Raw genomic sequence first — 21,012 nt, 5'->3', positions numbered from 1 at the left:
TCTAGGTCTATCCCCTCACGCTTGTAATCACGCGCCCTTCTCTGGGCGCGTTTTTATTGCAATCCCCCTGACCTTGCTCGACAATACCCGCCCTTTTTTGCTTTGCCTATCCATCATCAATCGTTAGGACACCATCATGACTGCCACTGTGTATCTCGCCAAAGGCCGCGATAAATCGATCAAACGCCGCCACCCCTGGATTTTCTCGCGCGGCATTGCCCGTATTGAAGGAAAGCCAGGTTTAGGTGACACTGTCACTGTCTGCGATCATCAAGGCGAGTTTTTAGGCCTTGGCGCGTTCTCGCCACAATCGCAAATTCGGGTACGCATGTGGTGCTTTGAAAAAACCCCCATCGACAGTGACTTTTTCCTTGCCCGTATTCGTGCGGCAAAACCGCTACGTACCATGCTCGCCGAGCGTGATGGCTTAACCGGTTATCGTCTCTTAGCCGCCGAGTCAGACGGTGTCCCCGGCATCACTGTCGACAAGTACGATAACTACTTGGTGTGCCAATTGCTCAGCGCCGGCGCGGATGCCCAGCGTGATAATCTGGTCACCGCCCTACGCACCGAGTTTCCAGATTGTCATATCTATGAGCGCTCCGATGTGGCCATTCGTAAAAAAGAAGGCCTTAAACCGCGCACCGGCGTTTTACACGGTGAGGAGCCGCCTGCGTCCGTCATCATCGAAGAAAATGGCGTGACGATTGAGGTTGATGTTACCAACGGCCACAAAACCGGTTTTTACCTCGACCAGCGTGATAGTCGCGAACAAGCGGTGAAATACATGGATGGCAAACGTGTACTGAACTGCTTTTGCTATACGGGCGGCTTTGGCTTGTATGCGCAAAAAGGCAATGCCAAACATGTCACTAATGTCGATGTGTCACAGCCTGCGCTCGACAAAGCGAAAGCCAATGCGGCGCGAAACGGCTTTGATCTCACCCGCGCGGAATTTGTCAATGCCGATGTGTTCAAGCTGCTGCGCACTTATCGCGAACAAGGCGAGCGCTTTGACGTGATTGTGATGGACCCACCTAAGTTTGCCGAGTCGAAATCCCAACTGACCGGCGCATGTCGCGGCTATAAAGACATTAATATGCTGGCGATGCAGCTGCTTAATCCAGGCGGTGCGCTGCTCAGCTACTCTTGCTCGGGTTTAATGGATGCGGGGCTGTTCCAAAAGATCCTCGCGGACGCGGCGTTAGATGCCGGTAAGAACGTGCAGTTTATCGAACGCTTTGCACAAGCGGCGGATCATCCCACTCACAGTGCTTATCCTGAAGGCTTTTACCTGAAAGGGTTTGCCTGCTTGGTGCAATAAGCCGCAAGCGGTATCGCACTTTTGTGTCAGTAGGCGACCTATGTCGTCTTCTGAACTAGACACTTCTGTCTAGCGCCTCTACTGTATTTAGAGAGTCAGCGTTTAGAGAGCCATCAACAGGAGTGTATGAATGCTCAGTCCCATTAAGCCACAAGATGAAGATCAGCGTTTAAAAAAACTAGAAGAGACGGGCCTGCTAGATAGCGAAGACGAAGAGCGCTTTGACCGTATCACTCGCTTAGCAAAACGTTTATTCAACGTCCCGATCGCCCTCGTTAGCTTAATCGACAACGATCGTCAGTGGTTTAAATCATGCTTTGGCCTGACTGTGCGCGAAACTTCCCGCGATATTTCTTTTTGCGGCCATGCCATTTTGGGTAATCAACCGTTTGTGGTTCAAGACGCCAGTGCCGATCCGCGTTTTGCCGATAACCCTTTGGTGACTGGTGACCCGCATATCCGCTTTTATGCCGGGCACCCGCTTTCTCTCAGTGATGGCACCAATATCGGCACACTCTGTGTTATTGATACCCAGCCAAGACGTTTTAGCCAAGAAGATGTGCGCTTTTTAAAAGATCTGGCGCGACTCGCGGAAAGTGAGTTGTCATCGGCACATACCGCTTACACTGACGACATTACAGGCATTTCTAATCGACGCGGTTTTATGCAACTGGCGAGCCGAGCGGTACAGCATTGCCAGTCAATTAATGCTCCCTATTCATTAGCTTTTTTGGACTTAAATAACTTTAAAGCGATTAATGATACCTACGGCCATGCTGAAGGGGATATCGCGTTATCTCACTTAGCCAACTTGCTGCGCGCCAATATGCGCGAATCGGATGTGTTCGCCCGCTTTGGTGGGGACGAGTTTGTGGTGTTTCTCTATGGTGCGGGTCGTCAAGAAGCGGAGAATGCCCTCGAGCGTTTTGCTGGAGTGGTTGAACGATTTAATCAGATTAACCGACACACGTATCCCCTCTCATTTAGCCAAGGCATTGCGACCAGCTCAGCCACCTCGCACCGCGGTTTAGATGACTTGTTGGATGAAGCGGATACCAAGATGTATCAACAAAAAATGCGTCAAAAAGCCCACAACGGTGATGAGCCCTAAGCGGTGTAGACGTGTAAACGAATAAAAAACGTGGCACACCAAGGTGCCACGCGTTGTCGATAGTACTCACAGCCTTTGCATCTAGTGTGAAAGCGCCGAGGCGATGGTCTCCAAACTACTCGGATCATCAATCGTCGAGGGCACGTGATAAGCCTCGCCATCCGCCATTTGGCGAATAATGCGACGTAATATCTTCCCTGACCGTGTTTTGGGCAACTTATCGACGATAACCGCTTTTTTAAAGCAAGCGATCGCGCCAATTTGATCCCGCACACGCTGTACCAATTCCTGTTCTATCTCCCCGCTCACAGAGACAAAACCATCTTTCAGTACCACCAAGCCAAGCGGCAATTGGCCTTTGAGTTCATCGTGCATGCCCACCACCGCACATTCGGCGACCGCTTCATGGCTACCCAGTACTTCTTCCATTTCTCCGGTCGATAAACGGTGACCCGCGACGTTAATCACATCATCTATCCGTCCCATCACAAACACATAGCCATCTTCGTCCATGTAGCCCCCATCACCAGAGACATAGTAACCGGGGAACTGGCTGAGATAGCCGGCTTCAAAGCGATCGTGGTTGCGCCACACCGTGGGCAGGCAGCTGGGCGGCAGGGGACGCTTCACGGCAATATATCCTTGCTGGTTTGGCGCCGCAGGGTCGCCCATTTCATCGAGAATACACACCTGATACCCCGGGCTTGGCATGGTTGCCGAGCCAGGCTTGGTCGCAAAGCAGGTTAACCCCAATGGATTGCCGGCAATCGCCCAACCGGTTTCAGTTTGCCACCAGTGATCGACCACGGGTCGCTGGGTCTTTTCTTCTACCCATTCCAATGTCGGCGGGTCAAGCCGCTCGCCCGCCATAAACACCGTACGTAACGATGTCATCGGATAACGCGCCAGGTGCTCACCGTTTGGATCTTGCTTTTTAATCGCTCGAAAGGCGGTGGGCGCCGAGAACAAGATGCTGACGTTATACTCCTCACACACACGCCAAAACGCCCCCGCATCCGGTGTGCCGACGGGTTTGCCTTCAAACATCACCGTGGTGCAGCCGTGTAGCAAGGGGGCATAGACAATATACGAGTGCCCCACTACCCAGCCGACATCCGAAGCGGCCCAAAACACTTCACCGGGTTTGACGTTGTAAATCGCGCTCATGCTGTACTTCATCGCTACCGCATGGCCGCCATTATCACGCACTACGCCTTTGGGTTTACCCGTGGTGCCGGAGGTATAAAGGATATATAAGGGATCCGTAGCATTGACAGGCACCGGGGGCGCAGGCGTCGCTTCCGCTAACAGCGCCGCCCAATCAGCATCACGCGGATTGTCTAAATTAGCGCGACACATGGCACGCTGATAGACCACCACATGGTCGGGTTTGTAGCGACTGTCCATGATGGCTTGATCGACCATCGGCTTATAAGCCAAGGTTTTCGCGCCCTCGATGCCGCATGAGGCGGTGAGCACCACTTTGGGCTCCGCGTCTTCAATCCGTACCGCCAGCTCATTCGGGGCAAAGCCACCAAAGACTACCGAGTGAATCGCCCCAAGCCGTGCGCAAGCGAGCATGGCCACGGTCGCTTCTGGGATCATGGGCATATAAATCACCACGCGATCCCCCTTTTCAACCCCTAGCCCTGCCAGCATGCCCGCAACTTTCGCCACGTAGTCACGCAGCGCGGCATAGGTATAGGTGGTTTTTTTGTTGGTAACCGGTGAGTCGTAAATAAGCGCGGTTTGTTCGCCCCGACCTTGCTCGACATGAGCATCAAGCGCCATATACGCGGTGTTCATAGTGCCATCGGCAAACCAGCGCTCAATGCCATTGTCATCTTTGCTAAGAATGGTTTGTGGAAAGGTAAACCAATCTAGCTGTTTGGCCTGCGCCTGCCAAAACCCCTCGGGATCGCGGTTGGCCCAATCCGCATGGTGTTGATAACTGGCTTCTTGCATAAGCGGCTCCTTATCGCCCGCCATGAGCGAGCGATGAGTTAGCAAGCAACGTGTTTAATAACGTGCTTAGTTAATCACAAACAGCGACATAAACGCGTGCACCGGGGTTTTCTCCAGCGCGGCCTGGTCGCTACACAAGGCAGCGATTTTTTCGCTCTGTGCTTGCGGGAACCGAGTCGCCAAGTTAGCGCGGAATTTTTGCTCCAGCACAGGGATCCCTTCTTCGCGACGGCGGCGGTGACCAATTGGGTATTCCACCGCGACTTGTTCAGTACTGCTGCCATCGGTAAAGAAGATTTGGATCGCATTGGCAATCGAGCGCTTGTCGGCTTCAAGGTATTCCGCGCTGTAGCGTGGGTCTTCTTTGATCACCATTTTTTGCCGTAGCGCATCAATACGCGGGTCGGCTTGATGGAAGGCGTCTTCGTAGTGCTCGGCCACTAGATTGCCGTATAGCAGCGGCACTGCCACCATGTATTGCAGGCAGTGGTCACGGTCAGCCGGGTTAGCCAACTCCCCTTCTTTAGAAATGATGCGAATGGCCGATTCATGGGTGGTGATTTCAATACGTTCAATCTCATCCACACGGTCTTTCACCTGTGAATGCAGGGTCACCGCCGCTTCCACCGCCGTTTGGGCATGAAACTCTGCTGGGAAGGAAATCTTAAACAACACGTTTTCCATCACGTAGCTGGCAAAGTCTTGTTTGATACTAAAGGGATTACCGTTAAACAGCACATCGTAATAGCCCCACTTGGGCGCGCTGAGCACCGACGGCAAACCCATTTCACCTTTCATGGTGATCATCGCCAACCGCACCGCGCGGGAGGTGGCATCGCCCGCCGCCCACGATTTGCGTGAACCGGCGTTCGGCGCATGGCGATAAGTGCGCAGCGCACAACCATCTACCCAAGCTTGTGAGACAGCATCAATGATCTGCTCCCGATTACCGCCCAGCATTTTGGTGACCACAGCCGTTGATGCGACGCGCACCAATAAAACGTGATCGAGCCCGACGCGGTTAAAGCTATTTTCAAGGGCAAGCACGCCTTGGATCTCATGCGCTTTGATCATCGCGGTCAACACATCGCGCATAGTGAGTGGTGGTTTGCCTTCGGCCACGGCCACACGGCTTAAGTAATCGGCGGTGGCCAAAATTCCACCTAAGTTATCGGACGGATGGCCCCACTCGGCGGCGAGCCAAGTATCGTTAAAATCGAGCCAGCGAATAATACAGCCGATATTAAACGCGGCAGTGACCGGATCAAGCTCGTGGGAGGTGCCCGGCACACGCGCGCCATGGCGCACAGTTGTCCCCGGCACCAGTGGACCCAGGTGTTTAGTACATTCAGGGAAACGTAGCGCCAGCAAGCCACAGCCAAGGGTATCCATCAAACAGTTACGGGCGGTGTTGTAGGCTTCTGCCGAGGCAATCGGCGTGCTATCGACATAATCAGCAATTTGCACCAATAAGGCATCGGGGTCGGGGCGCTGGTTCAATTCTACGTTGTTGCTCATGATCAATTCCTTCTGTGATTTCAATCGGGTGAATACGCGCTGATTAGGGGCGCTGATCGATAGGTAGCCAATCTTGGTGCTCAGGGCCGTCGTAATCGGCACTGGGGCGAATAATGCGGTTATTAGCGCGCTGCTCAAACACATGCGCCGCCCAGCCCGTCACTCGGCTCATAACAAAAATCGGGGTAAACAATTTGGTCGGGATCCCCATAAAGTGGTAGGCCGATGCGTGATAAAAATCGGCATTGGGGAACAAGCCTTTTTCGCGCTTCATCACCTGCTCAACCCGCTCAGACACGTCATAAAGCCAAGCGTCCGGTGCGTTTTCGGCAAGCTGTTTCGACCAATGCTTAATAAGCGCATTGCGGGGGTCTGATTCACGGTAAATCGCATGGCCAAAGCCCATCACTTTGTCTTTATTGGCGAGCATTTGCATTAGCCCGGCTTCAGCGTCGTCAGGCGACCGCCACTGCTCGAGCATCGCCATCGCCGCTTCATTGGCACCGCCATGCAATGGGCCGCGCAAGCTGCCGATGGCCGCAGTAATACAAGAGTGCAAATCGGACAAGGTGGACGCACACACGCGCGCGGTAAAAGTCGAAGCATTAAACTCATGCTCGGCATACAGCACCAGCGAGCAATGCATCACGGATTCATGCAGTGGCGACGGGGTTTCGTCAGTGAGCATTTTGAGGAAGTAACCGCCAATGCTTTTCACCTCCGGCTGATAGGTATCGACTCGCACACCATCATGCGAATAGCGGTACCAATAGCAGATAATGGCTGGTAACATCGCCAACAGCGTATCGGTTTTATCCGCTTGCTCACTAAAGTCGGTTTCTTGATCCAAGTTACCCAGCATCGAGCAGCCTGTACGCATCACATCCATGGGGTGCGCATTGGCAGGAATTCGCTCCAGCACCGCTTTTAAGGCGTCAGGTAACCCCCGCTTGCCAACCAAGGTTTCTGTGTAGTCGGCGAGCACTTGGCGATTGGGGAGTTGGCCTTTGAGCAGCAGGTACGCGACTTCCTCAAACTGGGCGTGATTGGCTAAATCGGTAATGTCATAACCGCGATAGGTTAATCCGGTGCCGGTTTGTCCCACCGTACACAAGGCGGTGGTACCAGCACTTTGGCCACGAAGGCCCGCGCCGGAGATGGCTTTGTCTTTGGGTGCGACGGCGACATTTGTCATGATTGGCTCCTTTCCTTTGATGCCATCAGATTCAACCGCTGCATGAATCCGTGAACGTGGCGATAATTCCAGTGGTGTAACCGACGTTTTCACACCGTGGGTGTACGTCCGTGATCACTCTTTTCCAAATAAGCGATCCAATTGTTGTTCGTAGGCGTGATATCCCAAGAAGTCATAGAGGGCATCACGGGGTTGCATGGTGTCGACCACGTTTTTCTGGTGGCCATCATCCAGCAAGTGTTGATACACATTGAGGGCGGCTTGGTTCATGGCACGAAACGCAGAGAGCGGATACAGCACCATGCTGACCCCCACACCCGCCAGCTCTTGGCTGGTAAACAGTGGGGTTTGACCAAACTCGGTGATATTCGCCAGCACCGGCACCTTTACTTGCTCGACAAAGGCTTGGTACTGTTCGAGCGTTTGCATGGCTTCGGGAAAAATCATGTCCGCACCTGCTTCTACGTACGCTCTGGCGCGGGCGACAGCACTGTCCATACCTTCCACCGCCAAGGCGTCGGTGCGCGCCATGATCACAAACTCAGGATCGGTGCGCGCATCCACCGCGGCTTTAATGCGGTCGACCATTTCGGCTTGGCTGACAATTTCTTTGTTAGGGCGATGACCGCAGCGCTTTTGCGCCACTTGATCTTCCATATGCACCGCGCCTGCACCGGCCCGCTCCATTTCGCGAATGGTGCGAGCAATATTGAGCGCGCCGCCAAAGCCGGTATCAATATCCACCAGTAAGGGCACGTCGGTTGCTGCCGTGATCCGGCGGACATCTTCCAACACATCGTTAAGAGTCGTGATCCCCAAATCCGGTAAGCCATAAGAGGCATTGGCAATTCCACCTCCAGAGAGGTAAATGGCTTGATGCCCCACTCGCTCTGCCATCATGGCGCAATAGGGGTTGATTGTGCCGACGACTTGCAGCGGAATATTGTTGCGCACCGCTTGGCGAAAACGTGCACCTGCACTCATAGTATTCTCCTTGTGAACTCATGGCTTAGCGGATTAATTAATCGGTAATTTGCTGTTCAATCAGTTGGCGACTGCGCTGAATATGACGACGCATCAGCATTTCGGCCAACTCGGCATCGCGCTCTCGAATTGCCGCCAAAATCTGCATGTGCTCTTGCAACGCTTGCTGGGGGCGAGAATGCGCCCGGGGCGATTGAAAGCGGTACATCCGCAGCAAGTGGTACAACTCACCGCACAACAGGTTGATCAGTTTCTGGTTATGACTGGCTTTGATGATGCAATAATGAAAATCAAAATCGCCTTGTTGATGAAAGTAGGCCGCCCCCTCCACCCGTTCGATATAGGCATGGTGGGTGTCGAGCACTGCACTTAACTGCTCAATTTCCTCATCGGTGATGTGCGCGCAAGCCAGTCTTGCGGCCATACCTTCTAACGCTTCTCGCACCGCATAAATCTCAGCCAGTTGACGATGCGTGAGTGTCACTACCCTTGCCCCGACATGAGGGACGCGCTCTACCAACCCCAAGGCTTCGACCCGCATCATGGCTTCACGCAGTGGCCCTCGGCTGACGCCAAATGCAGCAGCCAACCCCGCTTCCGATACCTTGGTGCCCGCTGGATAAGTGCCGGTGACAATCGCCTCGATAAGTTGCTCGGTCAGACTGGCTGACTTGGTGGGCTCTCGTGACTCAAGCTGCGCCGCTTGTACGCTCTGATCGAGAAATTGATCATTTGTCGACAATAAAGACATAAACACCGCCTAAAAACTTCAATAAAGCCAGAATAGAACAATATTGTAGACAATGTGGATTAGACTTTGGTCTGTAGACACCGACTTTTATCGTGATCAAAGCCACAACGTAAATGATAATGTACGCATTGAGTTGTTATTCACTTGTTATCAAACGAGCGTTTGACTCGACCTATCCGAACAACGGCGTATGGTGTAGCGGTCGTTTTAATAGGGATAGAACGCAAATATGGATAGAAATCATTCCAAGCGTGAAAACGCATTAGCGCTACTGATTGGCAGTAGTTTGGTGTCACTCGGCATCTTCTTTTTCAATCAAGTGGGGTTACTGACCGGCGGTACCGCTGGGCTAGCACTCTTTTTACAACGGATCACCGATTTCAGCTTTGGTGAGCTTTTCTTCGTGATCAACCTGCCTTTTTATTGGCTCGCCTACACCCAAATGGGCAAACGCTTCACCATCAGTACCTTGGTTGCGGTCAGCATCGTTTCATTCGGTGCGGATCATCTAAGCGCCGTATTAACTATCAACAGCATTCATCCTGTGTATGCGGCGCTTTTTGGCGGCGGCTTAATTGGCATGGGCATGCTGGTGATGTTCCGCCATCAATGCAGCTTGGGCGGATTTAACACCTTGGCGTTGTTCTTACAGCAACGATTTGGTATTCGCGCTGGGAAAGTACAAATGGCGTTGGATTGCTCGATTGTGGTGTTGTCGCTGATGATCGTTGACCCATGGCTGATAGCCTTATCTGTCGCCGCGGCGATTACCACCAATCTCGTGCTGGCCATGAACCACAAGCCTGGACGCTATCAAGTCCAGCCTCCTTCAACCGCATAATGGCGGTGAGTGTTGAGAGGCGAGTTTTCGCCTCTCTTCCCTCAGGCTCCATCCGCTTACGTCTGGCGTGTTATTCGTGCCATCGTCGCCACTCGCATACCTAAATACGAATCACTCTTACAATTGATTGCCGTACATGCTAAATTTCGCTTTTTGGCGCCTATCATAAAGGAGTGTTGATGAACGCGGCCGATCCTAGCGTTGATGTGTTACCACTGCCCGCCACGGTTGCACTGTCCCCTTTCCCCGCTGCTTTAGGCTTGTCTGTGATACCAGATGATGTAGTGGGCACGTCACTTCAAGAACAGCTCACGACTGAGCACGGATTGACGCAGTGTTTTTCCGCCGTCAACGCCACCTATGGCGATGCAGATAACCGCGCCCAGGGCACACTTTTTATCGGCGCCTATGCCTATGAGTTTTTGCTTCCGGTGCTGGCAAGCTGGCTACAGGCTGGGCAACTCCCCGCACTGGACTTAGATAACTGGCAAGTTAAATACGAGCCTACCCGTGTCACTAAGCCGAACGGCGAAGAGCTCGTTTATCACAAGCCGCATTTTTATCTCAATGCCTTGATTGGTTGGGAACAGCCTGCGGCAAAGGATTGGCAGGCTATTTTGCATGGTGCCTTATTACGGCATTTTTCGCCCATCGTCGACGCTGTGGCGGAGCAAAGTGGCATGCGTGAAGGACCACTTTGGAAAGTGGTTGCCGATTCAATCTGTATTGCCTTTTTGATGGTGGGTAAACATCGTGATTGTGAGCAAGCCGCGCGTGACGCAGCTCTATCTATCGTCCATCAACGCGGCACCCCACTTTATAGTAAGCGCAGTGGCTTTCACGATGTGACCGTCTACGACCCGAATGACACCCAAACCGTGCTGCAAACCCATAGCTTCCGTCTACGCGGCGGCTGCTGCCGGATCTTTACCGTCGATGATCACAGTTATTGCTCAACCTGCTGCTTTTTAAAGCCTGACGAACAAGCTAAGCGCCTTGCAGAAGTCGCGTGTCAGCGTGAAGGCGTGGCGCTGGACACGCAGCCTCGCTAACTCAGCGCCACATCGACCCAAACAAGACGATGATCGGAGTGAGCACGCGCATTTTCTTGGCCGTTTTTATCACAAATCAGTGGGTAGTCGGCATCATCAGGCGCAGGCCAAAATACGCCGGAGGCTTGCACCGCGAGCTCTCGCGAAGGTAGGACATAATCAAGGCGCAGCCCGCCGTTGTGGGTGGCGATTGCTCGCCCTTTCCCATCGATAAATCGAAAGGCGTGAGACAGTGCCGCCTCACTTTTTGGCACCTGTGCGCCGACAGCGACCTCTGGATGCACACGCGGATGATTGAGCAAAGCGCCAATGGCTTGCTTATCCCCATCGCCATAGCTCGGATCCGCATTTAAATCGCCAATCACCACAAACGGCGTCTCGGAAGCAAGCCCGCCGTGGACGCCCTTGTCGTCCACCAGCCAATCGGCGTTGTCTAAAAGGCCAATCAGTTGGTGAATTTCATCACTGTTGCGCCGCCAGTTACGCTTTTCCGGTCCATCAAACACGGGCGGTGTGGGATGACAGGCCACCACTTGTATTCGATGTTCGCCAACCCGTATCGGCACTGACACCAAGTTTTTTGAGGCGAGACGCAGCGCCTGCTGTGCTTGTTCGGTGTAATACTCCGTAGGAAGCTGATGGCGAGGCAATTGATGCCACGCAAAGTGCTGCCAAGTGCGAATTGCGGCATCTTCGATGGGGTAACGCGATAAAATCACATAGCCAAATTGACCATGATAGTCGCCAAAGCCATGGCATTGCTGGGCACGATTTAAGCGTTGGTGCTCACTGACCGGCACCGTTAATTTTAAGCCCGTATTGGTGGCCGGCAAATAGCGATACGGATAATCAATCGGCGTTTCACCGTGTTGCGATTGAGCCAAATGCCGCTCACAAAATGCGGCGAGCGCACCATCGTCGCCACCGCTGCCCGGATGATCAAACTCGCAAAGCACCGCCACATCAGGACGCACTCGTTGTAGGGTCGCGGCGAGATTTCTAATTTGTCGGCTGGGGGTGGGCGCTAACATCTGTGCTTTAATGTCACCGGCCTGACGTCCGGCTAGAGACAGGTTGAATTGTGCCAACCTAAGGCTTGAAGGTGCTGTCATGACATCCCGATAATGTTCTGAAAGAACCCCTATTTTAACAAGCTATCAAGGGCGCGACGAATTTGCCGCGCATCTTCTTCTGCTCGATGCGGTGTCGGCCCCAAAGCCTCCATTTCGCGACTAAAATCGCGCCGATCGAGATCGCTGTGCTTTTTTAGCCATTGATTCACCTCCATTAGGGTGAATGAGGGGCGCATATAGCAGGCTTTGTAAAGCCGCCCCATCCAAAACAGATCCCACTGGCTGTCGCACAATACATGTTCAAAGGGGGCAAGGGTTTGGTTAAGGTGTTGGCATACTTCTAACACACTCATCCCTTCATTAAAAAGGCGCTCGCGGGAGATCCCATGAATTCGGCTTTCGGCTTCTTTGTCCCAGTGCTGCCAATAGCCACTGGCGGTGGAAGGGTCAATCAAAAAACTATCACTGTCGCCATTTGGTAACACGTACCCGACCTCAATCGGGTAAGACACTAACGACAAACCGGATGCTTCAAAATCCAGTGTCACCCACATACGCGTACTCCTTGCTCATAAATACTCCTGCATGAATAGGCACTTCCATTGCCTGATTACCTAACTGTAGCCTTTTTGTTGCTACTTGGACGGGTTGTCGCGCTACTTTTGCGTGCTTGATTAACTAGTGGGTGAAAAAATAGATGTTATTTCATCTGCTTGGCTATTTTTTTATTGATAATGTGATAATTCTGACAAGTGACCGTCGGAGTTTGACCGTTGTACGATATATTTCATCACCGGATTGATTTAGGCTTCGGTAAATGCTGCTTCACGCAGTTTGATAGCAACCACCTTGTTAACGAGGGATGATAGGTATGAAGCAAACGTCTCGCACCATGCTTGCGCGTAAACACGTGGCGTTAGTGGCGCACGATCACTACAAAAACGCCTTGAGCGAGTGGGTACAAGAAAATAAAGAGATACTGAGTCAGCATGAGCTTTATGCTACTGGCACCACGGGGCATATTCTTGCGCGAGAAACCGGATTAAAAATCACTCCGCTTATCAGCGGCCCAATGGGTGGCGATCAGCAACTCGGTGCGATGATTTCTGAACAAAAAATTGATGCGATGATTTTCTTTTGGGATCCGCTCAATGCCGTGCCACACGACCCAGATGTCAAAGCACTACTGCGTGTCAGCACGGTTTGGAACATTCCCGTTGCCACCAATCGCTCAACCGCCCGCTTTCTGATTACCTCCCCGCTGTTCGGGCAAGAGGTGGATGTTCAAATCCCCGATTATCAAGCCTATTTAGACGAGCGTTTATGAGTACAACTTATCACAGCAACTGATAAGATCATTAGGAGCAAAGGTGTTTCTCCTTTGCTCCATTTTAAATGCATTAGTTACTATTTAAACCAACTACTCGAGAGCCTAACTTTTCTTTGTATAGATTTTCGTACGCTAAGACATCTTCTTTATCAAGGTTTGCAGGTAGTGTTTGTAGCAACGTAAATTTTAGCCCCTTGTGGTAATCAGAGTTTTTTTCGCAACGCTCTTTGAGTTGTTTATTGTTGCCATGTCTCGTTTTCACATAGCTTTTCCAGCGCTGCCAGACCCCTTCCTCTCCATAGGCCGCGCCGACATAATGCTGAGCTTCAGCATCAGGGTTTGTATCTAAGATCAAATAAATACCATTTACTGCAGACAAACGTGAATACCAGTCTTGGTTAGCATCCTGGTTATTAATGAGCACGTTTAACTCATCGAACGTCAGAACAAAGTTGAGTAGCCCCGGAAAGGTGCCTAAGTATCCTTTGGGTAGCACTTCCAGAACTTCCTTATCGTTATTTGCTACCCATTGGTGCCACGATATAGCAGCTCCTCCCCAATCGATTACAACCCTATCCTTGTAATCTTTAAAACTATCTACTTCTTGTAGATCGTAGTAATACTTCTCGTTGTCGTAGCGAGAGCCATCTACCTTAAAAGCACCAATAAATAGTGACTTGCTCCCATCCAGACCAATAAAAGAAAAGATGTATTCACACTCTTTAAATACATCTTTTGATTGTTCAGCCTGATATGCTAAAAGACTATCTCTATCCTTTATTATATCTCGATATTGTGCACGACTATCTTTATGTCTTACAAACTTCACTTTATTGATATCAATATCACTTAATGACTTATTAACAAGTTCTTTAAACGTAATCATAGGATCCTTCCTACCAGAAAATTTGCTTCATATACTAAATGGGGTCAATAATAAAAACCGAGATATAAGTATGATTGTTCGTAATGAGTAATAATTAGAGATACCCTTTCAACTCCTCTACAAACGGTGAGGCATGGCCTTTTTGGTGTACTAGCCACACTTGTTTTTGTGCGCGTGTCAGGGCGACATAAAACAGTCGTCGTTCTTCTGCGTGCTCAATCGGCTCTTCATTTTTTCCCAGTAACGCCTCATCGAGTGAAAGCGAGCGTGGTTTGGCGGGAAATACGCCATCATCCATGCCGAGGATAAACACATAGTGGGCTTCTTGGCCCTTGCTGGCGTGTGCGGTGGTATAGCGAAGCGCCAATGAAGGATACGCATTCTGCCAGCTTTCTAGTGCGTCAGGACGGATGGCATGCGTGCGACCAATCATCATCACACTCACAGCTTGCGCCGCCTTAGCATGCTTTTTCTCTAAGCTTGCCAGTGTCTTTTCTAGCTTATCGTCAGTGATCACCTTGATCGCTTTGGGTGTTTTCGTCGATGCCTTGTCTCGCGCGTAATCTAATTGTTTGCTGAGCTGTTTAGGGTTTTGGCCAATGAATTGTTGTGCCACATCTCCCAAGGTAGACGGGTAGCGATAACAGGTGGTCAGCCAGCAAATTTCACTGTCACCGAAACGCTGTGCAAACTCGGTGGTTAAACTGACGTCGGCACCGGCAAAGCGATAAATGGCTTGCCAATCATCCCCCACGGTATACAAGGAGGCGCGTGGTGATTGGGTTTCACTGTCCGTTTTACCGTGGCACAGTGCCTCGAGCATCGCCAACCGTGCCGGGGAGATGTCTTGATACTCATCGACCATCACAAACTGAATAGGCGTGACGAATTTTCGCTGCTGAAACAACTTGGTGGCTTTTACGATCAACCCGTCAAAATCAACCGCCTGCTCCGCTTTTAGCGCCTGTTTGTAGGCTTGGTACAACGGCCAAATCACCGCCAGTTCATTTTTTAACGCACTCTGCTCATCAAAGCTCGCCAATCTATCGGTCAGGGCGCGCTTGGTGGTATTGGCTTGGATCACTCGAGAAAGACGCGACCAAATCCAGGTGTGCAACCGGTTTTCATGGGCACAGGCGCTGAGCTCAGCATTATCATCAAGTGGCAGTGCGTGCTGCTGATGTAATTTGTCCCATGCTTTACGGGTAGAGGACTGTTGCCAGTGTTCGGCGAGTGTTTGGGTCAGCCATGCCGATTTCGCCGTCTCATCACTGGCGAGTGGAGAAATAATCGGCGCCTGTCCTTCATGTTCAGCAAGTTGCTGGCGGGCAAAACCATGGAAGGTGGTTACATTCACTTCATGGCCCGTTTTGGTCTTAATACGAGTTTTGAGCTCGGTGGCGGCATCTCGACCAAAGGCAAGCAACAAAAGCTGCTCAGGCTTGGCTTGACCGCTTTCAATCAAGTAGGCGGCGCGTGCTACCAACACGCTGGTTTTACCGCTTCCGGGCCCAGCCACCACCAAGGTATGAGATTCATCAGTAAGCACGGCCTCGCGCTGTCCCGCATTCAAAGGCGACGACTCAACCTGATCAAACCAGGTTTGCCACTGGTTAAGCATCGCCGCTTGCCACTGTTGATTGCGGGCTTTCAGCCAGCTTGAATCGGCCTGCAACACAGGCGCTAACGTGGTGGCAAGGCTTTCGTCCAAATTGGCTAAGAATGAGGCGGGTATCCCCTCGCCTTCCAGCTTATTCAATACCGTTTGTTGGGCGCTGCGTAATTGGGCGACACGCGCATAACCTGGCGCATTCACCAGTGCATCAAACTCGGCCAACAAACTCGGCTGAATCATCGCTAGCCGTTTTTGATAACGGGCGATATAGGCTTGATAGTGGCGGTAAATCGTTTGTCCCGCTTGTTGGGCGTGATCCCATGGCAAGCCAAAGACCTCGAATGGCAGTGGTTCGCCCTCATCGGTATAACCGGTCAGCGAAATCGTCCCCCACAGCAACCCACGCGATACCGTTAGCTGCCCATCCCATGCCGAGAAAGGAATGTATTGTCGATGATGACGAGATTCGAGCAGTAAGCCATCATCTTCAAGCTGCAAGCTATAATGATCGCCGTAAACAAGCCATTGTGCCCAGCGATTGGCTGTAAGTTTCATATCTCAACGTTATTCAGCGAATAGCGCACGCGTTGTGCCCTAAAAAGATGCTTGGCATGCTACTTCTCAATGCTCGATAAATCAATTTACTAGCGTGATGCCACTGCCTACGCACTGCGCTGACAACGCGAAATTGACCTGCCGCAACCATTTTCTTAATCCATGACAAAATACCCGATTGAGGCTTAGTTTCTGGTCCCGTTTCTGCTATCTTGCCAGCATTGTTGGCCGATCACCGTTATTTATGTCTCTTTCTCTGCCACGTTTACCTTTCCTGCCGCTCGCCGTGCGTGAGTATTGGGCGAACCATCGTATTAATGACAGCATTCGCGTCCTTATCGCCTTAATGGGGGTCGCGCTTTATGCGGGGTATGCAGACCGTACGGATATTGTCACACCGCTGGTGTTGGGCGTGATTGCCTCGGCGTTGGCAGAAGTGGATGACCACTTTTGGGGGCGGATACGAGCACTCGGCGTCACACTCGTTTGCTTCACGGTCGCCGCCTTTTCTGTCGAACTGCTTTACGACACGCCTTGGTTATTTGCCATTGGTCTCACACTATCGAGTTTCGGTTTTATCATGCTGGGTGCGATCGGTGAACGCTATGGCACCATTGCCTTTGCCTCTTTGCTTCTCGCGGTTTATACCATGCTGGGGATGGAACAAGGCAGTGATATGTGGTTGCAACCTATGATGCTGCTGTCAGGCGCACTCTGGTATGGGCTGCTATCGCTAGTATGGATCCTCATTTGGCCTCACCGCCCTGTGCAGCACCGGCTCGCGGCGGTTTTTCGTCAAACGGCGACGTACATGGAAACCAAATCCCGTTTATTTCATCCGGTGGCTGAATTGGTTCCGCAGCCGACGCGTATCGCCGCCGCTAACCAAAATGCCCAAGTGGTGGCGGCGCTAAACCAAGTAAAAGCGTCATTGCTGACACGCGCGCGGCGTGGCCGACTCACACAGCGGCATCAAACCTTGCTACAAACCTATTTCATTGCCCAAGATATTCACGAGCGTGTCAGTTCATCCCATTATCGTTACCAAGATCTGGCGGCGCATTTTTTCCATTCCGATATCCTCTTTCGCTTTGAAGCCTTATTAAACGCCCAAGCTCAAGCCTGCCGGGATGTCGCTCAAGCCATGTCAATCGGTACACACTACCAGCACCCGAAAACAGGCCAGCAAGCGCTCATGGCAATCAAACAATCGATGGCCTATTTATCCGCACAAGAGGAACAAGACAGCACTCGCCTCGCACTGCTGCAGCAACTCGATTTTCTCTACAAAAACTTGGAAACAGTAGAACAACAACTCGCCAGCTTGAGCCACTTAGCCAGCACGGACAATCTGCAAGAAAGTGAACTGGCCGATCCTGATGCACACTCGTTGGGGGAAATGGCTTACCGCATTCGTCGACAGCTCACGGTCAAATCATTGCGGTTTCGTCATGCGGTGCGTTTGTCCTTATCACTGCTGACCGGCTACGCCCTGATCCAAGGGCTTTCGCTAGAGCACGGTTTTTGGATTTTGATGACCATTCAGTTCGTGTGCCAAACCAACTATTCAGCCACCCGCAGTAAGCTTAAAGAGAGAGTATTGGGCACCGTCGCCGGTCTACTCTTGGGCGTACCGGCGCTCTATCTCTTTCCAGATCCCAGCAGTCAACTAGCGTTGATGGTGATCACCGGTGTGCTCTTTTTCGCGTTTCGCACCGTGCAATACACCCTCGCAACCTTGTTTATTACGCTGTTGGTATTAATGTGCTTTAGCCAATTCGGCCAAGGCTTCGCTGTTATTCTTCCCCGCCTTGGCGATACCGTCATTGGTAGCTTGATTGCCGTCGCGGCCGTCCGTTACGTGTTACCCGACTGGCAAGCACACCGTTTGCGCGGGATCATGACCGAAGCCTTGCAAGCCAATCGAGACTATCTTGCTCATGTGATTGCGCAATACCGCGTCGGTAAGCGCGACAACCTGGCTTATCGTATCGCTCGACGTCACGCCCACAATGCCGATGCCGAGCTCACCACCGCTATCAGTAACATGCTGGTGGAGCCTGGACGCTATCGCACCAATATCGAAGAGACCTTCCGGTTCTTGTGTTTAAACAACGCAATGTTGAGCTATATTTCGGCCCTCGGCGCGCACCGTAGTCGCATGGATGATGAAGTTAATCACCAAAAAATGGCGCAACTCCATCGTGAGATTCATCAATCACTTAACACACTGACTGAGCGTTTGGGTCAAGCATTGCCAGCAGAGTTACCCACCCAAGTACCATCCACTGGCACCAAGACACCCGCAGGCGAGCCTGTGAGCATTGATGAGCACCACGCCAATGACGCTACCGCATCGCAATCACCTTCGTACGCGCCTGTTGATAACGCGCCGCTAAGCATGGTGCTGCAACAGCTACACTTAATTCGACGCATGTTGCCTGAGCTCAATAGTTTGACAGAAACACTACGCCAGCAAGCACTTAAGCAAAGTCGCGCCTAAAAGGAAGAAAAGCGGTTACACAGGGTTAGCTCGGCACTGTCACGTGAAAGGCACGGTTATTGCGGAGTTAACAGGACGGATATCACGTCAGCGCTGTGTAAAATTACACTTATTTACGCAGCGAATGGTTGAAAGCCTGACCGCGAGGCCGGATATTAATAGTTACGCCACCTGTTGAGGCTGGCAACTATACTGATAATTAAGCGGCCTAATGCCGCCTCGTAGCCCGCCTGGAGCAATTATGGCTATTCATGTAGGAATCATCGACTCTGACCCCGTCCGTCTCGTCACCCCTGTTTTACATCAGCAATTGCCTGTGAGTAAGCTGATACTCATTGGCACACTGGAGCAAGATCTGGAGTTTGAGCGTTTAACACGTGTGCTGGCACCCAAGGGGATTGAAACCGAGTTTTTTGAAATCTCGGACGACATCAATATTCGTGAAGTAAAAAGCCAAGTGAAACAACTGGCAGAACAGCTCAGCAACGCTTCTGAAGACATCCTTTTTAATGCGAGCTGTGGCCTGCGCCACCAATTACTCTCCGCTTATGAAGTCTTTCGTACCTATCAGTGGCCCAGCTATGTAATTGAGCCCTATAGCGACGAGCTTTGTTGGCTGTACCCTGACGGCCTCCCCCAGCAACAAGTGGAAGACCATATTAGTCTCACTGAGTATTTAACGGTTTTCGGCGCGCGCTGTGAGCATCAAGATGACCAAGTCTCAGGTTGTTTAACCAATGACATTTACCGGTTAGGAGAAAAGTGGGCCAGCAATGCCTATGAGCTAGGTCCAGGCTTGGCCACTTTGAACTACCTCGCAACCACGTGTCGTAAAGAGCAACGTTTAGACGTCGCGCTTAGTGAGAAGCAGCAAGGTTATCGCGAGCTTGGTATTCTTCTCGATGACCTCTCGGATGCCGGCTTAGCCAGTTATGAGCAAGGGGTGCTGACATTTAGCTGTGAAGAAGCGCGACGTTTTGCCAACGGGGAGTGGCTAGAAAGCTACGTGCACCACACTGTCACTTCCATCCAACAGGAGCTTCCCACCATCCAAGACAGTGCCCTCTCTTTACAGGTATATCGCCAAATTGGTGAGCGCGAGGTGCGCAATGAATTAGATGTCGCCATGGTGGTGAATAACAAGCTGCATATTATTGAATGCAAAACCAAAGGCATGTCGAGCGACGGCGACGATACCCTATACAAGCTGGAGTCCTTGCGTGATTTGCTCGGAGGGCTTCAGGCGCGCGCGATGTTGGTGAGCTTCCGTCCATTAAGGCATCACGATATTACCCGTGCCACCGATTTAGGCTTAGCCTTGATTGGCCCTGATCAACTCGCCAACCTGCGTACTCATCTTTATGACTGGTTTATCGCAGCGGGCGGGACGATTGAGGTAAGAACGAGCTAGACGCTTGCGCGAAGCAATAGGACAGGTTCGCTAAACGGTCGGCAATAAAAAAACGCGGTGCCCGAGGGCACCGCGTTTGGGTAGGATAACGAAGTCTCGCTTATGACAGAAGCTTACGTGCAGCCTCTACCACGACTTTAATCGAGCGCGCTTCCGTCTCTTTCAAGGTTGCATGATCTGGGGTCTCTTTTTGTGTGCGGTTGATAATCACGCCCGCCACACAACCCGCTCGCAGGCCGGAGCTCGCACACATGGTCAGCAATGTGGCTGATTCCATCTCAAAGTTCAGCACACCCATGTCCTGCCATTCTTGCATTGAACCTTGGAAACGACGCACAACACGGCCGCTAAAGGTATCGTAACGCTCTTGACCTGGGTAGAAGGTATCACTGGATGCCGTCACGCCAGTGTGAACCGTCGCACCATCTTCATCAACGGCGGCCTTCATGGCCGTGGCGACGTCAAAATCGGCCACCGCAGGAAACTCCATTGGTGCAAAGTGCGTGCTCGCACCGTCAAGGCGTACAGAGCCGGTGGTCACAATCATGTCACCGACATTAATGTCAGGCTGAATCGCCCCCGTCGTGCCCACACGCAAGAAGGTGCCAACGCCAAGTTGTGCCAACTCCTCAACCGCAATAGAGGTCGATGGGCCACCGATACCCGTTGAGCAAACCACCACAGGTTTGCCATCAAGCCAACCGAGGTACAAGGTATACTCACGCTGTGAGGCGAGAAACGTGGGTTTTTCCATCAAGTTAGCAATTTTTTCTACGCGCGCAGGGTCGCCAGGAATAATCGCCGTGGTTGCGCCTTGAAGATCCGCTTTTGTTACGCCAAGGTGAAATACAGGGGTATCAGACATCATTCGTCTCCTCGCTGGATGGTATCATCCGCA

Annotated in this window: 17 protein-coding genes; 7 read left to right on the top strand and 10 right to left on the bottom strand. The window is 51.8% G+C overall.

From position 1 onward, the window contains the following. Positions 1-136 precede the first annotated feature (136 nt). Together BZG25_RS09665 and BZG25_RS09660 are read left to right on the top strand one after the other, a co-directional pair. Positions 137-1,324: a class I SAM-dependent methyltransferase gene (locus BZG25_RS09665; protein ID WP_077638990.1), complete on the top strand. Its 1,188-nt coding sequence runs from the start codon at positions 137-139 to the stop codon at positions 1,322-1,324. A gap of 130 nt (positions 1,325-1,454) precedes the next feature. After that, the gene (locus BZG25_RS09660) at positions 1,455-2,435 is read left to right on the top strand and encodes a sensor domain-containing diguanylate cyclase (RefSeq protein ID WP_077638989.1); all 981 of its coding nucleotides are present in this window, start codon (positions 1,455-1,457) and stop codon (positions 2,433-2,435) included. A gap of 81 nt (positions 2,436-2,516) precedes the next feature. Here BZG25_RS09660 and BZG25_RS09655 read toward each other — a convergent pair whose 3' ends face one another. The 5 genes from BZG25_RS09655 to BZG25_RS09635 all read right to left on the bottom strand — a co-directional run bounded on the left by BZG25_RS09655 (position 2,517) and on the right by BZG25_RS09635 (position 8,848). After that, on the bottom strand, positions 2,517-4,400 hold the full coding sequence (locus BZG25_RS09655) for a propionyl-CoA synthetase (protein ID WP_077638988.1): 1,884 nt from the start codon (positions 4,398-4,400) through the stop codon (positions 2,517-2,519). A 66-nt stretch (positions 4,401-4,466) separates the two neighbouring features. Next, positions 4,467-5,918 carry a bifunctional 2-methylcitrate dehydratase/aconitate hydratase gene (locus tag BZG25_RS09650; protein ID WP_077638987.1) on the bottom strand — a complete coding sequence of 484 codons (1,452 nt, stop codon included), beginning with the start codon at positions 5,916-5,918 and terminating at the stop codon, positions 4,467-4,469. Positions 5,919-5,961: 43 nt separating this feature from the next. Continuing rightward, positions 5,962-7,113 (bottom strand): 2-methylcitrate synthase, encoded by a 1,152-nt coding sequence (gene prpC, locus BZG25_RS09645; protein ID WP_077638986.1) that lies wholly within the window; start codon positions 7,111-7,113, stop codon positions 5,962-5,964. Positions 7,114-7,227: 114 nt separating this feature from the next. Then, a complete protein-coding gene (gene prpB, locus BZG25_RS09640) occupies positions 7,228-8,097 on the bottom strand; it encodes a methylisocitrate lyase (RefSeq protein ID WP_077638985.1) in 870 nt (289 codons plus the stop codon). 37 nt (positions 8,098-8,134) lie between these two features. Beyond that, a complete protein-coding gene (locus BZG25_RS09635) occupies positions 8,135-8,848 on the bottom strand; it encodes a GntR family transcriptional regulator (RefSeq protein WP_077638984.1) in 714 nt (237 codons plus the stop codon). A 229-nt stretch (positions 8,849-9,077) separates the two neighbouring features. Between BZG25_RS09635 and BZG25_RS09630 the strand changes: the two genes are divergently transcribed. Beyond that, entirely contained in the window at positions 9,078-9,689 is a 612-nt protein-coding gene (locus BZG25_RS09630) for a YitT family protein (RefSeq protein ID WP_046073373.1), read from the top strand. 179 nt (positions 9,690-9,868) lie between these two features. Next, complete coding sequence (locus BZG25_RS09625; protein ID WP_077638983.1) at positions 9,869-10,741, top strand: ferric iron reductase; 873 nt, start codon at positions 9,869-9,871, stop codon at positions 10,739-10,741. Here the strand turns inward: BZG25_RS09625 and BZG25_RS09620 are convergent. Further along, positions 10,738-11,853, bottom strand: a complete 1,116-nt coding sequence (locus BZG25_RS09620; RefSeq protein ID WP_077638982.1) for an endonuclease/exonuclease/phosphatase family protein — start codon at positions 11,851-11,853, stop codon at positions 10,738-10,740. The genes BZG25_RS09625 and BZG25_RS09620 overlap by 4 nt on opposite strands. 29 nt (positions 11,854-11,882) lie before the next feature. Continuing rightward, on the bottom strand, positions 11,883-12,368 hold the full coding sequence (locus BZG25_RS09615) for a hypothetical protein (RefSeq protein WP_077638981.1): 486 nt from the start codon (positions 12,366-12,368) through the stop codon (positions 11,883-11,885). 317 nt (positions 12,369-12,685) lie between these two features. Here BZG25_RS09615 and BZG25_RS09610 point away from each other — a divergent pair, with 317 nt between their 5' ends. After that, a complete protein-coding gene (locus tag BZG25_RS09610) occupies positions 12,686-13,141 on the top strand; it encodes a methylglyoxal synthase (protein ID WP_046073377.1) in 456 nt (151 codons plus the stop codon). Positions 13,142-13,214: 73 nt separating this feature from the next. Here BZG25_RS09610 and BZG25_RS09605 read toward each other — a convergent pair whose 3' ends face one another. Together BZG25_RS09605 and helD are read right to left on the bottom strand one after the other, a co-directional pair. Next, complete coding sequence (locus BZG25_RS09605) at positions 13,215-14,030, bottom strand: GIY-YIG nuclease family protein (RefSeq protein WP_077638980.1); 816 nt, start codon at positions 14,028-14,030, stop codon at positions 13,215-13,217. Positions 14,031-14,124: 94 nt separating this feature from the next. Next, entirely contained in the window at positions 14,125-16,200 is a 2,076-nt protein-coding gene (gene helD, locus BZG25_RS09600) for a DNA helicase IV (protein WP_077638979.1), read from the bottom strand. A gap of 244 nt (positions 16,201-16,444) precedes the next feature. Here helD and yccS point away from each other — a divergent pair, with 244 nt between their 5' ends. Beyond that, positions 16,445-18,703, top strand: coding sequence for a YccS family putative transporter (yccS, locus tag BZG25_RS09595; RefSeq protein WP_077638978.1), 2,259 nt, complete (start codon positions 16,445-16,447; stop codon positions 18,701-18,703). Positions 18,704-18,944: 241 nt separating this feature from the next. Continuing rightward, the gene (locus tag BZG25_RS09590; RefSeq protein ID WP_046073380.1) at positions 18,945-20,114 is read left to right on the top strand and encodes a Card1-like endonuclease domain-containing protein; all 1,170 of its coding nucleotides are present in this window, start codon (positions 18,945-18,947) and stop codon (positions 20,112-20,114) included. Between the two features lie 100 nt (positions 20,115-20,214). Here the strand turns inward: BZG25_RS09590 and udp are convergent, their stop codons facing one another. Next, positions 20,215-20,979 carry a uridine phosphorylase gene (gene udp, locus BZG25_RS09585; RefSeq protein WP_046073381.1) on the bottom strand — a complete coding sequence of 255 codons (765 nt, stop codon included), beginning with the start codon at positions 20,977-20,979 and terminating at the stop codon, positions 20,215-20,217. Positions 20,980-21,012 lie beyond the last annotated feature (33 nt).

Origin of the sequence: Salinivibrio sp. ML198 (genome assembly GCF_001996015.1) — a bacterium.
Classification (GTDB): domain Bacteria; phylum Pseudomonadota; class Gammaproteobacteria; order Enterobacterales; family Vibrionaceae; genus Salinivibrio; species Salinivibrio siamensis.
The sequence above is the reverse complement of the archived record's forward strand: the minus strand, read 5'-3'. Positions and strand labels throughout refer to the sequence as shown.

Bases quoted from the DNA above. Each gene is read 5' to 3' on its own strand.
- BZG25_RS09630 (WP_046073373.1), top strand. From the start codon at position 9,078: ATGGATAGAAATCATTCCAAGCGTGAAAACGCATTAGCGCTACTGATT.
- helD (WP_077638979.1), bottom strand. From the start codon at position 16,200: ATGAAACTTACAGCCAATCGCTGGGCACAATGGCTTGTTTACGGCGAT.
- BZG25_RS09610 (WP_046073377.1), top strand. From the start codon at position 12,686: ATGAAGCAAACGTCTCGCACCATGCTTGCGCGTAAACACGTGGCGTTA.
- BZG25_RS09605 (WP_077638980.1), bottom strand. From the start codon at position 14,030: ATGATTACGTTTAAAGAACTTGTTAATAAGTCATTAAGTGATATTGAT.
- yccS (WP_077638978.1), top strand. From the start codon at position 16,445: ATGTCTCTTTCTCTGCCACGTTTACCTTTCCTGCCGCTCGCCGTGCGT.
- udp (WP_046073381.1), bottom strand. From the start codon at position 20,979: ATGTCTGATACCCCTGTATTTCACCTTGGCGTAACAAAAGCGGATCTT.
- BZG25_RS09620 (WP_077638982.1), bottom strand. From the start codon at position 11,853: ATGACAGCACCTTCAAGCCTTAGGTTGGCACAATTCAACCTGTCTCTA.
- prpB (WP_077638985.1), bottom strand. From the start codon at position 8,097: ATGAGTGCAGGTGCACGTTTTCGCCAAGCGGTGCGCAACAATATTCCG.
- BZG25_RS09590 (WP_046073380.1), top strand. From the start codon at position 18,945: ATGGCTATTCATGTAGGAATCATCGACTCTGACCCCGTCCGTCTCGTC.
- prpC (WP_077638986.1), bottom strand. From the start codon at position 7,113: ATGACAAATGTCGCCGTCGCACCCAAAGACAAAGCCATCTCCGGCGCG.
- BZG25_RS09625 (WP_077638983.1), top strand. From the start codon at position 9,869: ATGAACGCGGCCGATCCTAGCGTTGATGTGTTACCACTGCCCGCCACG.
- BZG25_RS09650 (WP_077638987.1), bottom strand. From the start codon at position 5,918: ATGAGCAACAACGTAGAATTGAACCAGCGCCCCGACCCCGATGCCTTA.
- BZG25_RS09665 (WP_077638990.1), top strand. From the start codon at position 137: ATGACTGCCACTGTGTATCTCGCCAAAGGCCGCGATAAATCGATCAAA.
- BZG25_RS09660 (WP_077638989.1), top strand. From the start codon at position 1,455: ATGCTCAGTCCCATTAAGCCACAAGATGAAGATCAGCGTTTAAAAAAA.
- BZG25_RS09635 (WP_077638984.1), bottom strand. From the start codon at position 8,848: ATGTCTTTATTGTCGACAAATGATCAATTTCTCGATCAGAGCGTACAA.
- BZG25_RS09615 (WP_077638981.1), bottom strand. From the start codon at position 12,368: ATGTGGGTGACACTGGATTTTGAAGCATCCGGTTTGTCGTTAGTGTCT.
- BZG25_RS09655 (WP_077638988.1), bottom strand. From the start codon at position 4,400: ATGCAAGAAGCCAGTTATCAACACCATGCGGATTGGGCCAACCGCGAT.